The following is a 13,491-nucleotide window of genomic DNA, read 5'->3' on the forward strand; positions in this document are numbered from 1 at the left end:
CCGATCACGTGTGGAGGAACCATGACCAGCACCGCGACCGCCGACACCGCGCGATCCGCCTCGACCGGAGGCCCCGACGCGCTCGACGACGTCGCCGCGGCCGCACGCGCCGCGTTCGCGACCACCGTCACCTCGACCGCCGCCGAGCGTGCGGCCTGGCTCACCGCCGTCGCCGACGCGCTCGACGCCGCGGCCGACGAGCTCGTCCCGCTCGCCGACGAGGAGTCGCACCTCGGCACGCCGCGGCTGACGGGCGAGCTCGCGCGCACGACCGCCCAGCTGCGCCTCTTCGCCGCGGCGATCATCGAGGGCTCCTACCTCGAGGCGACGATCGACCACCCCGACCCGACGACCACGCCACCGCGGCCCGACCTGCGCCGCATCCTGCGCCCGCTCGGCCCGGTCGCCGTGTTCAGCGCCTCCAACTTCCCGTTCGCGTTCTCGGTCGCGGGCGGCGACACCGCGTCGGCCCTCGCGGCCGGATGCGCCGTCATCGTGAAGGGGCACTCCGCCCACCCGCGGCTCTCCCGGCGCACCGCCGAGGTCGTGGCGGGCGCGCTCGCGGCGGCCGGAGCCCCCGACGGGATCTTCGGCCACGTCGAGGGACGCGAGACCGGCGTCGCGCTCGTGCGGCACCCCGAGATCCGCGCGGTCGGATTCACCGGCTCGCTGCTCGGCGGTCGCGCGCTCTTCGACCTCGCGTCGTCGCGCCCCGACCCGATCCCGTTCTACGGCGAGCTCAGCGCGGTGAACCCGGTGCTCGTCACGGCGGCTGCGCTCGACGCTCGCGCCGACGAGCTGGCCGCCGGACTCGCCGCGTCGTTCACGCTCGGCGCCGGCCAGTTCTGCACGAATCCAGGGGTCGTCTTCGTGCCGGCCGGGTCGGACTTCGCATCGCGCGTCGCCGAGGCCGTCGGCGCCGCGGCATCCGTGCCGATGCTCACCGAGGGCATCGCCGCCGCGTTCGCGACCGGACTCGAGGAGCTCGCGGCCCGCGACGACGTCGCGGTGGTCGCGGGTGACATCACGCAGCAGCCGGGCACCGGCTCGGCCGTCGTGCTCTCGACGACGTCGTCGGCCGTGCGCGCCGACCCAGGCGCCCTGCTCGCCGAGTGCTTCGGTCCGTCGACCCTCGTGGTCGAGTACGACGACGTCGACGACGGGCTCGCGGCGATCCGGGCGGTGGGCGGCAGCCTCACGGCGACCGTGCACGCCGAGCCCGGCGAGGACCTCACCGGCATCCTCGCGGTGCTCACCGAGGTCGCCGGACGCGTGCTCTTCGCCGGCTGGCCCACGGGCGTCGCGGTGAGCTGGGCGCAGCAGCACGGCGGTCCGTGGCCGTCGACCACGTCGATCCACACGTCGGTCGGGGTCACCGCGCTGCGCCGGTTCCTGCGTCCCGTCGCCTACCAGGACGCGCCGGAGTCGGCGCTGCCCGTCGAGCTGCGCGAGGCGAACGTGCTCGGCATCCCGCGCCGGGTCGACGGCGTGCTCGTCGTGTGAGCGCGATCGCCTACCTCACCGCCGCGACGCCCCCGCGCCTCGCGGTCGGCGGCATCACGGTCGCGATCCCGGTGCTCGCCGTCGAGCAGCTCGGCGACGTGGCGCTCGGCGGACTGCTCGCCGCGGCCGCGCTCGGACCGAGCATCGTCGCCGCGCCCGTCGTCGGTGCGCTGCTCGACCGGACCCGGCGGCCGGGCGCACTCGTCGCGGGCGCCGGACTCGTCATGGCGGCGGCCTTCACGATCGCGGCGTTCCTCGGTCCGGTGCCGGCCTGGGTCGTCGCCCTCGCCCTCGCGATCTCGGGACTCGCCACGCCGTTCGTGTTCGGCGGGCTGTCGAGCTTCGTCACCGAGGGCATCCCGAACGAGCGCCGCGCCTACGCGATGGACGCGCTCGCCTACAACCTCGGCGCCGTCGCGGGCCCGGCCGCCGTCGCCGCGGCATCCGCGCTCGGGACCGCCCGCATCGCGACGCTCGTCATGGCCGCCGCCGCACTCCTCGGCGCAGTCGGCACGATCCCGCTCCGCCTCCGCCCGCTCGCGGGCGAGCCGCACGCGTCGATGCTCCGCACCATCGCAGCCGGGTTCCGCCACATCGCGACGCACCGGCCGCTCGCGCTCATCACCGCGAGCGGCACGGTGAGCCAGTTCGGCGCCGGCGGCCTCGCGATCGCCGCCGTCGCGCTCGCGATCGGCAGCACCGGGGATGCCGCGGGCGGCGCGGTCATCGTCACCGCCTTCGCCGTGGGCGGGCTCCTCGGCGCCCTCTGGAACTCCGCGCACCCGAGCCGGCTCCGCCCCGAGCTCGAGATGGGACTCGGCTTCGCGGCCACGGGCGTGTTCACCGTGGTCGCCGCGCTCGACCTCGGCCAGCTCTGGGCGGTCCTCGCGATCGGCGTGTCGGGACTGTTCACCGCACCGGCCGCGTCGGCCATGCTGCTCATCCGCAAGCAGCAGAGCCCGTCGACGCTGCGGTCGCAGGTGTTCACCGTGGGCGCGGGCCTCCGAGCGGCGGCCGCCGCGGCCGGCGCCGCCGTCGCCGGACTCGCGGCCGGGCTCGGCGGGCCGGCGCTCCTCGCCGCGATCGGCGTCGTTTGGATCCTCTCGGGCGCGATGCTCGTCGCCTACCCGAAGCACGCGCCGCCCATCGACGGCACCTGAGCGCGGGCGACGGATGCCGCGGCATCCGCCCGCCGCACCCGCGCCCGCCCTTGCCCCGCCCGCCGGGATGACGCAGACGCACTTCCGGACGCTTCCGAAGGTGTCATCGCGTCATCTCGGCGACGGGCCCGAGGGATCGCGGCATCCGTCGCCCCCGCCCGGTCAGTTGCTCGACGCGAGCCAGAGGTCGGGGCCGAAGACCTCGTACCGGATCCGCTGGGCCGGCACGCCCAGCGCGATCGCCTCGGAGCGGATCTTCTGCATGAACGGCAGCGGACCGCAGAGGTGCAGTGTGGCGTCCTCGGGCAGGGCGACATCGGTGAGCCGCATGAAGCCGGCCTTCGCGGCCGCAGCGCCCTCGACGGGCGCGCCGGCGGGATCCTCGAGCCAGAGGTGCAGCTTCGCGTCACCGATCCGCTCGACGTCGCCGAGCATCTGGCCGCTCAGCGCCCACGTGTCGACGCTGCGATCGGCGTGCAGCACGAGCACCTCGCGGTCGGAGCCCGCGTCGGCGAGCGAGCGCAGGATCGACGCGCTCGGCGTGCAGCCGATGCCGGCCGACGCCAGCACGAGCGGGCCGTCGCCGTCGTCGAGGGTGACGTCGCCGTAGGGGTTCGAGAGCTCGACGAGGTCGCCGACCTCGACGCGCTCGTGCATGATCGGCGAGACCTCGCCGCCGTCGTTGAGCTTCGTCGTGATGGTGCGGCGCTCGGTCGACTCGGCATCGGCCGACAGCGTGTACTGGCGAGCCTGGAGCACGCCGTCGGCGACCGGGATGCGGACGCTCACGTACTGGCCGGGCGCGCCCGGCGTCACCGGTGTCGCATCCGCAGGCTCGAACACGAAGGTCATCGTCGTGGGGCTCGCCGGCGCCTTCTCGACGACCCGCCACGACGCCCACATCACGTCGTTCGCCTGCCTCGCGTAGAGGCCCTGCTCGATCTTGATGAGCGCGTCGGCCATGAGCCAGTAGACCTCGCTCCAGGCCGAGGAGACCTCGGGCGTCACCGCGTCGCCGAGGTCCTCGGCGATCGCCTCGAACAGGTAGCGGTAGACGATCGGGTACTGGTCCTCGGTGATGCCGAGCGAGGCGTGCTTGTGCGCGATCCGGCTGAGCACCGCCTCGGGCAGCGTGCCCGGGTGCTGCACCAGGTGCGTCGCGAAGGCCGCGATCGCGCCGGCCAGGGCCTTCCGCTGCTCGCCGTTGGCCTGGTTCGCCCGGCTGAAGGTCCCGTTCAGCAGCTCGGGGTGGGCCGCGAACATCTTCTGGTAGAAGATCGGCGTGATCTCGCCGATGCGTGCGCCGACGATCGGCAGGGTCGCTTCGATGACGGGGCGGGCGGTGTCCGAGAGCATGGGGCTCCTCAGTCTCGAGCGGGTGGATACCCGTTTTCTACGGTTGGTAGAAGTCAGTCTTCTACCGCACGTAGAAATTCGCAAACCGGATGCCGCGGCCTCCGCTCGGTCGGCCCGGACACCGCGAGGTGACGCGAACCGCCCCTCAGCGCGCCTCGCAACGGCGGATCCCGTCACTTCGTCGGCGAGCCGCGGCATCCGCTCGCCGTGAACGCGAACACCGAAGTGACGCGATCCGCCCCTCAGCGGGCCTCGGAAGGGCAGATCGCGTCACCTCACGATGAGCCGCGGGACCCGGTCAGCCGCGGCATCCGGCCGACCGCGTCAGATGCCGAGCTCGAGGTCGGCGATGCGCACGGGCTCGCCCGTGGCGAGCGACAGGTTGCCCGCGATGCCGACCGACACCGCCTTGACGCCGTCGGCGTAGCCCGCGACCCGGCCGAGCGGCTGGTCGTCGGTGACCCGGCCGAAGACGTGCTGCAGCAGGTACGCGTCGCCGCCGCCGTGGCTGCCGATGCCCTCGGGGATCGGCACGATGCGAGCGCCCTCCCAGTGCCGCTGCACGACGAGGCGCTCGGAGTCGGGGCGCACCTCGTCCTCGGGCGAGTAGCCGGGGTGCATGCTCGGGTCGACGACGACGCGGCCGTCCTCGCCGATGAGCACGGCGCCGCGCTCGACGACCTCGAGCTCGGCGCGCCCCTCGGTGCCGTTGACCGTGACGCGGTAGCCCTCCCACGGCGCGTGGGCGTTGAGCGAGTAGCTCATGGTCGCGCCCGTGTCGTAGTCGACGAGGGCGGCGAGGTTGTCCTCGATCGTGATGCCCTCATCGAACACGTCGCGGTCGCGGAGGTAGCCGTCGTGGTGCTCCTGGTCGAGGTAGAGCTCCTTGAGGTGCGGGTCGCCCGCGAGGTCGAGCGCGAAGGGGTCGCCTGTCGCGCCGGTGCCGCGCGCCGGACGCTCGCCCAGGCCGCGGGCGGCGGCATTCTCGGCGCCGTAGAACCGCAGGCCGCCGCTCGCGAACACGCGCACGGGCGTCGCCGCGATCCACCAGTTCACGAGGTCGAAGTGGTGCGACGCCTTGTGGATGAACAGGCCGCCCGAGTTCGCCTTCTGCCGGTGCCAGCGACGGAAGTAATCCGCGCCGTGCACGGTGTCGAGCGCCCACTCGAAGTGCACCGACGTGACCGCCCCGATCTCGCCGTCGGCGATGACCCGTCGCAGCGTCGAGTTGCGCGGGCTGTAGCGGTAGTTGAACGTCGTGATGACTTCGCGGCCGGTCTCGGCGATCGCCGCGCCGATGCGCCGCACGCTCTCGGCGTCGATCGTGAGCGGCTTCTCGACCACGACGTCGGCGCCGGCGTGCAGGGCACGCACCACGAAGTCGGCGTGCGTGAAGTCGGGGGTCGTGACGATGACGCGGTCGATGCGCTCGTCGCGGATCATCACCTCGAGGTCGTCGGGCGCGTAGCGAGCCGGTGCCGGATGCCCCGCCGCCACGACGTCGCGCTCGTGCACGTCGAGACGCCCGGGGTTCACGTCGCTCCACGCGACGAGCTCGGCGACCTCGGGCACGCGCTCGGCGCCGAGCTGGGTGCCGCTCAGCGCCCGCACGTACATGCCCGCGCGGCTTCCCGTGCCGATGAGTCCGTACCGTTCCTGCGCCATCGCGTGCTCCACTCGGGGTCATCATGCGAGAAAGCGCTTCCTCGGTCATGCCCGCGCACTGGCGGATCAGGAGGGAATCAGGCGGGAAAGCGCTATCTTGGATTCAGGACATTTCTACCAGCACGACGGCGCGTGTCCAAACCTCGGCGTCACGGAGCCGCTCGCGCGGTAGCATCGAGGCGCCCCGAGGGGGCGGGCACATGCGGGAGGACGGATGACCGAGGGCGGCACCGGAACCGGGCGGAGCGCACCGGCGACGCTGCACGACGTCGCGCGCGAGGCGGGCGTCTCGCTGGCGACCGCGTCGCGCTCGCTGAACGGCAGCACGCGCAAGGTCAACGAGGAGTACCGCAAGCGCGTCCTCGAGGCCGCCGCCCGGCTCGACTACTCCCCCAACCTCTCGGCGCAGGCGGTCGCCCGCGGCACGACCACGACGGTCGCGCTGCTCGTGGCCGACATCGCCGACCCGTACTTCTCGTCGATCGCCGCCGGCGTCGTCGCCGAGGCCGACCGCGAGCGGCTCATCGTCACGATGGCGGCGACCGAGCGCGACCCCGAGCGCGAGCTCGAGCTCGTGCGCACCCTGCGCGGACAGCGTCCGCGGGTCATGATCCTCGCGGGATCGCGGCCGACGACCGACCCGACCCAGGGCGCCCTGGGCGAGGAGCTCCGCGCCTACGAGCGCTCGGGCGGCCTGGTCGTGCTGATCAGCCGCAACGAGCTCGACCTCCGCACGGTGCTCGTCGACAACCTCGCCGGCGCCGAGGCGCTCGCCCGCGGCCTCGTCGGCATCGGCTACCGCCGCTTCGCCGTCATCACCGGCGGCGAGGGACTGCGCACCGCGGCCGACCGCGTCGAGGGCTTCCGCGCCGGACTCGCCGCAACGGGCGGCACGCTCGAGGACGACGACGTCATCCGCGACGCGTTCACCCGCGACGGCGGCTACGACGGTATGCGCCGCCTGCTCGAACGCGGCCTCGGCGACGTCGAGTGCGTGTTCGCGGCCAACGACGTCATGGCCGTCGGCGCCCTGTCGGCCATCCGCGACGCGGGCCTCGTTCCCGGCACGGATGTCGCGGTCGCCGGCTTCGACGACATCCCCACCGTTCGCGACGTCACGCCGGCACTCACCACGGTGCGCGTCCCCCTCGAGGAGATCGGCCGCCGCGCCCTCCGCCTCGCGCTCGGGGACGCGGCCGCCCAGGCCGAGGGCGCCGTGCGCACCGAGGTCGTCATCCGCGAGTCCACGCCCCCGCGCAAGTAGTAGGCCCCGCGCCGCATCCGGCTCGGGCCACGGATGCCGCGGGCGGCTCGCCGCGGCATCCGCTCGGCCCTGCCCGGCACGCCCACGCAAGCCGACGACGCCCGCCGCATCGGCTCCGATCGGAATGCAGGAACTTCCGGACGACACACCGCGCGCGAGGCGTCCAGACCCGGCGCGTCCTTCGGATGTTCCTGCAAGCCCGGATGTTCACCGCGGCATCCGCCGGACCCCTCTCGCCCCGCGACCAGGTGGCGAGCCGCCAGGCCCCCGGCATCCGCTCCGACCGGATGCAGGAACCTCCGACCGACGCGCCGCTCGGGCGCGGCATCCGCTCGGCGTGTCGCGGGGTTCCTCCTGCAGACGAGCCGAGCGAGGGCGTCCGACCACGGATGCCGCGCGCCCATGTCATCCGCTCGTGGCGGAGCCCGAGTCGCATGACGATTCGACGGACGCGCCGGCGGCGGGCCGGCGAGTCACGCGATTCGTCCTTCGATTCGGGAGTGAGCACCTTCCCGCCGAGGCAGACGACCGTATCCGGTCGGCGTCGCGTCGCCCTCCGCCGCCGTCGTGCCCACGACGCCCGCGCCGCGACGCCGCGTGACGACACCCCGCGACCTGGGTGTTGCGCGATCGCGCGATCGTGTCCTACACTCGGGTAAACGCTTTCCCGCAGCGGCGCGGCGGCCTCCGCCACCCGCTCCCGGCCCGAACAGGAATCACCGTGGCAGAGCAGACCACCCAGCAGGCCAGCCCGCAGGCCCAGTCCATCGGCATCATCATGAACGGCGTCTCCGGGCGCATGGGATACCGGCAGCACCTCGTGCGGTCGATCCTGGCGATCCGCAAGCAGGGCGGGGTCGAGCTCTCCGACGGCACGCGCGTGCAGGTGGAGCCCATCCTCGTCGGCCGCTCCGAGCAGAAGCTCGCCGAGCTCGCCGAGAAGCACGGCATCGAGCACTACACGACGAACCTCGACGAGGCGCTCGCCGACGACCGCTGGCAGATCTACGCCGACTTCCTCGTGACGAAGGCCCGCGCCGCCGCGCTCCGCAAGGCCATCGCCGCGGGCAAGGCGATCTACACCGAGAAGCCGACCGCCGAGAGCTTCGAGGAGGCGCTCGAGCTCGCGAAGCTCGCCACGGCCGCCGGCATCAAGAACGGCGTCGTGCACGACAAGCTCTACCTCCCCGGCCTGCAGAAGCTGAAGCGCCTCATCGACTCGGGCTTCTTCGGACGCATCCTCAGCGTCCGCGGCGAGTTCGGCTACTGGGTCTTCGAGGGCGACTGGCAGCCCGCGCAGCGCCCGAGCTGGAACTACCGCGCCGAGGACGGCGGCGGCATCATCGTCGACATGTTCCCGCACTGGAACTACGTGCTCGAGAACCTGTTCGGCCGCGTCGAGTCGGTCTACGCGAAGGCCGTCACCGAGATCCCCGAGCGCGTCGACGAGAAGGGCAACGCCTACCCGGCCACCGCCGACGACGCCGCGTACGCGATCTTCGAGCTCGAGGGCGGCGTGATCGCCCAGCTCAACTCCAGCTGGACCACGCGCGTCAACCGCGACGAGCTCGTCGAGTTCCAGGTCGACGGCACGCTCGGCTCGGCCGTCGTGGGCCTGTTCGGCTGCAAGATCCAGCCGCGCAACGCCACGCCGAAGCCCGTGTGGAACCCCGACCTCGCCGACGAGCACGACTACGCCGGCGACTGGATCGAGTCCCCCGGCAACCGAGAGTTCGAGAACGGCTTCAAGACGCAGTGGGAGGAGTTCATCCGCCACGTCGTCGAGGACGCCCCGAACCACTACGACTTCCTCGCCGGCGCGCGCGGCGTGCTCCTCGCCGAGGAGGGCCTGCGCTCCTCCGCCGAGGGCCGTCGCATCGCCATCCCCGAGGTCACGATCGAGACGACGGATGCCGCGACGGCGACCGGTACCGCGACCCCCGTCGAGGCGCAGGCGTCCGACGCGGCCCCCGAGCTGACCGGAGCCCGCTGACCATGACCGCGATCACCCTCATCGACGGCGAGGGGGCGCTGCGCTCGGTGCCGCTGGCGGAGGCGCCCGCGTTCCAGAAGCCGCGGCATCCGCTCGCGAGCCGGGTCGCGTACGCGGCGGCGCACGTGGTGCCCAAGCCGTTCGCCGACAACACCCCCGGGGAACCGGCCGAGATCGACTGGGACGCCACACTCGCCTTCCGCCACCACGTCTGGTCGTGGGGGCTCGGCGTCGCCGACGCCATGGACACCGCGCAGCGCAACATGGGCCTCGACGCCCTGGCCACGCGCGAACTCATCTCCCGCAGCGCCGCCGAGGCGGCGACGGTGGGTGCCAACCTCGTCGTCGGCGTGAACACCGACCATGTCGGCGACGAGTCCATCTCCCTCGAGCAGGTCATCGACGCCTACAAGGAGCAGCTCCACCACGCCGAGGACTCGGGTGCGGGCGTCGTGCTCATGGCGAGCCGTCACCTCGCCCGCGCGGCCCGCACGCCCGACGACTACCGTCGCGTGTACCGCGAGGTGCTCGCCGCGTCGGGCGCCCCGGTCGTGCTGCACTGGCTCGGCACGGCGTTCGACCCAGCGCTCGCCGGCTACTTCGGCTCCGACGACACGGATGCCGCGGCGGCGACCCTGCTGCAGATCATCGAGTACAACCGCGACAAGGTGCAGGGCGTGAAGATGAGCCTGCTCGACGCCGACGCGGAGATCTCGGTGCGCGAACGGCTCCCCGAGACCGCCCGCATGTTCACGGGCGACGACTACCACTACGTCGGCCTGATCGAGGGCGACGAGCGCGGGCACTCCGACGCGCTGCTCGGCGCGTTCGCCGCCCTCGCACCGAACGCCTCCGCGGCGATCCAGGCGCTGGACCGCGGCGACGTCGCGGCGTACCGCGAGATCCTCGCGCCCACCGAGCCGCTGTCGCAGCAGGTCTTCGCCGCGCCGACGTACTACTACAAGACGGGCGTCGCGTTCCTGTCGTGGCTCAACGGCCACCAGGCCGCATTCCAGATGGTCGGCGGCCTGCACGCCGCCCGGAGCCTGCCGCACCTCTCCCGCATCGTCGAGCTGGCGAACGCGTCGGGCGCGCTCGAGCGCCCCGAGCTCGCCGCCGCCCGCTGGCACTCGCTCCTCACGCTCAACGGCGTCGACGTCACGGCGGCCACGCTCGCGGCATCCGCCGACGCTGAAGCCGGCGCCCAGGATGCCGCGGCCGCGCCGGCCGCCGACGACGTGGAGGTGCTCGCGTGAGCGCTCCGTCGACGAGCTCAGCCGCGCACCCCCGCCTGTCGCTCAACCAGGCGACGATCAAGTACGCCGACCTCGACCAGGCGCTGCGCGCGGTGGCCGACGGCGGGTACGAGGCGATCGGCCTCTGGCGCGAGCCCGTGCAGGCGGTCGGCCTCGAGGAGTCGGCCCGTCGGCTCGCGGACTCGGGCCTGCGCCTCTCGACGTACTGCCGGGGCGGGTTCTTCACGGTGCCCGAGGGCCCCGCGCGCCGCGCCGCGATCGACGACAACCGCCGCGGCATCGAGGAGACCGCGACGCTCGCCGCCGCGGGCGCGCCCGGCTCCCGCGCCGTGTTCGTGCTCGTCGCGGGCGGGATCCCCGAGGGCTCGACCGACCTGGTCGGCGCCCGGGCGCAGGTGGCCGACGCGCTCGCCGAGCTCGCCCCCGAGGCGCAGGCCGCCGGTGTCACGCTCGCGATCGAGCCGCTGCACCCGATGTACGCGTCCGACCGCGCGGTCGTGTCGACGCTGAAGCAGGCGCTCGACCTGGCCGCCCCGTTCGACCCCGCCGTGGTCGGCGCAACGGTCGACACGTTCCACATCTGGTGGGACCCCGACGTGCTCCCCCAGATCGCGCGCGCCGGCGCGGAAGGTCGCATCGCGACGTACCAGGTGTGCGACTGGAAGACGCCGCTGCCCGCCGACGTGCTGCTGAGCCGGCACGAGCCGGGCGACGGCGTGATCGACTTCGCCTCGCTCACCAGCGCGGTCGAGGGCACCGGTTACACGGGCGACATCGAGGTCGAGATCTTCAACCAGGAGCTCTGGGACGCGCCCTTCGCCGACGTCGTGGCCCGCACCGCCGCGGCGTTCGAGGCCGCGGTCGTGCCGCACCTCGCGGCATCCGTGCCCCTCTCGGTGGTCGAGTAGCGCCCACGCCGTTGGTCGAGTAGCGCCCGGCGGAGCCGGACGCGTATCGAGACCCGTGCTGCGTCTCGATACGCGTCGCCTGCGGCGGCGCGCCTCGACGACCGGAACGGACCGGCGTCAGTCGAGCCGCGTGATCGGCGGCATCGTGAAGGTGCCGTCGATCATCTCGGCGCGCGGCTGGTAGACCCGCAGCATCGGGCGGAACTGGCCCTCGGGCGTCGGCAGCCAGTTCGCCGCGGCGGCCTCGTCGTCTGGGCGCTCGTGCTGCATGCGGATGACGAGCGACCCGTCCTCGCCCGTCACGAGCCCGGGCGTTCGATCGCCGATCGAGTACCGGTCGATCGGGTTGTCGACGAGGTAGAAGTCGGGAACCGAGTACATCGTGATCGACCAGAACGCGTCGGCGGGCGGCAGCTCCGTGAGGTGCAGTTCGTAGGCGTGCGACCCGTCGAGCCGGCGTCCCTCGGAGTCGACGAAGACCTCGGCGTAGACGGCCTCGTAGCCGTGGTTGCCCCAGAGCCCGTTGCGGGCGGCCCGCGCCCGGGTCGCATACGCGGTCGCCCGGTCGGCGATCCGCCACTCGGGCGCGTCGACCGTGCCCGGCCCCAGGAAGTCGACGTTGTAGTCGAAGCCGTGCGGCCAGGCCTGCCACCCGTTCACCGCCGCGGCAGGGTCGGGCTTCGAGAGGTCCTCGACGCGGTTGCGGCCCTCGACGAACGCGTTGGCGAGGTGCTCCTCCTGGTCGCGCGCGACCACCCCGTACGGGTTGCCGCGGGTCGTGACGCCGTAGTCCGCGAAGCGGTGCAGGTAGTCGACGTCGGGCTTCGCCGGCGGGAAGGCGAGGCTCCACGCGCGCAGCAGCTCCCAGAAGCGCAGGTGCTCGGGGATCTCCCCGTGCGGCTGCGGGATGCCCCGCAGCGGGCCGTTCCCCTCGAGGGGGGTCAGCGTGAACTGCGGCTGGAGCGCCGCGACCGCGGGCATGTCCTCCGCGCCGTCGACCGCGATGCGCCCGACGATCGCCGCGAGGTCGGTGGGGCTCTCGATGACGGGCACGCCGTCGGGCGCCTCCCCCGACCAGCCCGGCGGCGCGATGAGGTAGGTGCCCTCGGCGGTCCCGGTGGCGCGGCGGCCGACGTAGGCGAAGTTGTCCGTCCACGCGTCGACGAACTGCAGCACGTAGTACCGGCCGTCGGTGTCGGGCACGTGCAGGAGCAGCGGACCGCCCGAGAGGTCGAGCACCGCGAGGGCGTACACGGTGTCGTTGTTGATGCTCACGAACGTGTCCGACGGCGACCCGAGCTTCGTCGCATGCGCGAACCGATTGATCCCGGACGGTGGCAGCGAGCCGAGCCCATGCGTCGCGATCGCCTGCATCGACGACACGTTGTACACCATCGGATACCCGAAGACGTACGCGTCGACGAGGAACTCCTCGGTCCAGCCCATCGATCCCCCTCCTGCGCGCCGCGCGGCGCGACTCCCGCCTCACACGCTACGCGTGGCGCGCCGTTCGAGCGAGAAGTAGAACAGCGCGTAGACGGCGGCCGACGCGACGATGCCGATCGCGAACAGCCAGGCGCTCGGCCGCTCCCACTCGAAGTCGGCGAGCCGCACGACGATCGCGAGCAGGATGCACGCGAGGCTCACGAGCTGCGCCTGGAACACGCGGCGGAACGCCGACCAGCGGTCGTCCCAGAGCATCCAGATGTTCACCAGGCCGGGCAGCGTGAGCACCGCGCCGACGACCCGGGCGGTGAGCGGCGTGACCTCCCACGCCCACGCGCCGATGAGCAGCGACGGCACGATGAAGAGCACGAGCCCGGTCACCGTGGATGCCGCGCCGACGAGCGCGAGCACGTACCGCCACGGCGCGGGGATCTCGACGTCGTCTCCCTCGGGCATCCCGTCGTCCTCGCGGACGTTGAGGATGAGCGCCACGAGCACGAGCACCGGGGTCGAGACGTAGAGCGCCACCCACGTGATGAACGAGACGTGCCCGTAGTGGAACCGGTCCCAGTGCAGGAACGTCGCGATCCCGAGCAGCGTCGCGAACACGAGCACGGCGGGGAATCCGTGCCGCACGCGGTGCCAGCGCCGCTGCACCGCGACCTGCACGAAGAACCAGATCCCGCCCGCGTAGGCCGACCCGAGCAGCATCGCGGTCACCGGCGGCTGGATGGTCCAGGCGAAGTGCTGCTCGGTGCCGCCCGGGAGCACGAGCAGCAGGAACGCGGCCGCCACGAGGAACGGGATGACGACGAACGCGAGCACGCGCGTGTACGGGAGCACGCGGTCCTCGGGGCCGGCGCGGTGCCGCTCGGCGGCGTCGGTTCCGGGTGCCGTCTCGCTCATGGGTGCCTCCTCGATGGGGCGGATGCCGGGGGCT

The 13,491-nt window shown here is 73.0% G+C and carries 10 protein-coding genes; 6 read left to right on the top strand and 4 right to left on the bottom strand.

Features of this window, described 5'->3' with window-relative positions:
* Window positions 1-21 precede the first annotated feature (21 nt).
* Both ACWEOH_RS03100 and ACWEOH_RS03105 read left to right on the top strand, forming a co-directional pair.
* Window positions 22-1,503 carry an aldehyde dehydrogenase (NADP(+)) gene (locus ACWEOH_RS03100; protein WP_452028149.1) on the top strand — a complete coding sequence of 494 codons (1,482 nt, stop codon included), beginning with the start codon at window positions 22-24 and terminating at the stop codon, window positions 1,501-1,503.
* A complete protein-coding gene (locus ACWEOH_RS03105) occupies window positions 1,500-2,663 on the top strand; it encodes an MFS transporter (RefSeq protein WP_452028150.1) in 1,164 nt (387 codons plus the stop codon). Before ACWEOH_RS03100 ends, ACWEOH_RS03105 begins: the two co-directional genes overlap by 4 nt.
* Before the next feature lie 162 nt (window positions 2,664-2,825).
* On the opposite strand, the gene ACWEOH_RS03110 is transcribed toward ACWEOH_RS03105, so the two are convergent.
* Both ACWEOH_RS03110 and ACWEOH_RS03115 read right to left on the bottom strand, forming a co-directional pair.
* The gene (locus ACWEOH_RS03110; protein WP_452028152.1) at window positions 2,826-4,019 is read right to left on the bottom strand and encodes a globin domain-containing protein; all 1,194 of its coding nucleotides are present in this window, start codon (window positions 4,017-4,019) and stop codon (window positions 2,826-2,828) included.
* A gap of 324 nt (window positions 4,020-4,343) precedes the next feature.
* Window positions 4,344-5,684 (bottom strand): Gfo/Idh/MocA family protein, encoded by a 1,341-nt coding sequence (locus tag ACWEOH_RS03115; RefSeq protein ID WP_452028153.1) that lies wholly within the window; start codon window positions 5,682-5,684, stop codon window positions 4,344-4,346.
* Between the two features lie 214 nt (window positions 5,685-5,898).
* Between ACWEOH_RS03115 and ACWEOH_RS03120 the strand changes: the two genes are divergently transcribed.
* From ACWEOH_RS03120 to ACWEOH_RS03135, 4 genes are all read left to right on the top strand, one after another.
* Window positions 5,899-6,948: a LacI family DNA-binding transcriptional regulator gene (locus ACWEOH_RS03120; RefSeq protein WP_452028155.1), complete on the top strand. Its 1,050-nt coding sequence runs from the start codon at window positions 5,899-5,901 to the stop codon at window positions 6,946-6,948.
* 778 nt (window positions 6,949-7,726) lie between these two features.
* The gene (locus ACWEOH_RS03125; RefSeq protein WP_452031830.1) at window positions 7,727-8,941 is read left to right on the top strand and encodes a Gfo/Idh/MocA family protein; all 1,215 of its coding nucleotides are present in this window, start codon (window positions 7,727-7,729) and stop codon (window positions 8,939-8,941) included.
* Between the two features lie 2 nt (window positions 8,942-8,943).
* The gene (locus ACWEOH_RS03130) at window positions 8,944-10,197 is read left to right on the top strand and encodes a dihydrodipicolinate synthase family protein (RefSeq protein ID WP_452028157.1); all 1,254 of its coding nucleotides are present in this window, start codon (window positions 8,944-8,946) and stop codon (window positions 10,195-10,197) included.
* On the top strand, window positions 10,194-11,105 hold the full coding sequence (locus tag ACWEOH_RS03135; RefSeq protein ID WP_452028159.1) for a sugar phosphate isomerase/epimerase family protein: 912 nt from the start codon (window positions 10,194-10,196) through the stop codon (window positions 11,103-11,105). The genes ACWEOH_RS03130 and ACWEOH_RS03135 overlap by 4 nt, the downstream gene beginning before the upstream one ends.
* Window positions 11,106-11,222: 117 nt before the next feature.
* Here the strand turns inward: ACWEOH_RS03135 and ACWEOH_RS03140 are convergent, their stop codons facing one another.
* Both ACWEOH_RS03140 and ACWEOH_RS03145 read right to left on the bottom strand, forming a co-directional pair.
* Window positions 11,223-12,551: a DUF1254 domain-containing protein gene (locus ACWEOH_RS03140; protein WP_452028161.1), complete on the bottom strand. Its 1,329-nt coding sequence runs from the start codon at window positions 12,549-12,551 to the stop codon at window positions 11,223-11,225.
* Window positions 12,552-12,590: 39 nt separating this feature from the next.
* Window positions 12,591-13,457, bottom strand: a complete 867-nt coding sequence (locus ACWEOH_RS03145) for a hypothetical protein (protein ID WP_452028163.1) — start codon at window positions 13,455-13,457, stop codon at window positions 12,591-12,593.
* Window positions 13,458-13,491: the final 34 nt, after the last annotated feature.

The organism is Agromyces sp. NPDC004153 (genome assembly GCF_053603635.1).

What these genes read in the sequence shown, in the direction of transcription:
- ACWEOH_RS03100 (WP_452028149.1), top strand. Translation starts at nt 22, where the DNA reads ATGACCAGCACCGCGACCGCCGACACCGCGCGATCCGCCTCGACCGGA.
- ACWEOH_RS03140 (WP_452028161.1), bottom strand. Translation starts at nt 12,551, where the DNA reads ATGGGCTGGACCGAGGAGTTCCTCGTCGACGCGTACGTCTTCGGGTAT.
- ACWEOH_RS03120 (WP_452028155.1), top strand. Translation starts at nt 5,899, where the DNA reads ATGACCGAGGGCGGCACCGGAACCGGGCGGAGCGCACCGGCGACGCTG.
- ACWEOH_RS03125 (WP_452031830.1), top strand. Translation starts at nt 7,727, where the DNA reads ATGAACGGCGTCTCCGGGCGCATGGGATACCGGCAGCACCTCGTGCGG.
- ACWEOH_RS03130 (WP_452028157.1), top strand. Translation starts at nt 8,944, where the DNA reads ATGACCGCGATCACCCTCATCGACGGCGAGGGGGCGCTGCGCTCGGTG.
- ACWEOH_RS03145 (WP_452028163.1), bottom strand. Translation starts at nt 13,457, where the DNA reads ATGAGCGAGACGGCACCCGGAACCGACGCCGCCGAGCGGCACCGCGCC.
- ACWEOH_RS03110 (WP_452028152.1), bottom strand. Translation starts at nt 4,019, where the DNA reads ATGCTCTCGGACACCGCCCGCCCCGTCATCGAAGCGACCCTGCCGATC.
- ACWEOH_RS03115 (WP_452028153.1), bottom strand. Translation starts at nt 5,684, where the DNA reads ATGGCGCAGGAACGGTACGGACTCATCGGCACGGGAAGCCGCGCGGGC.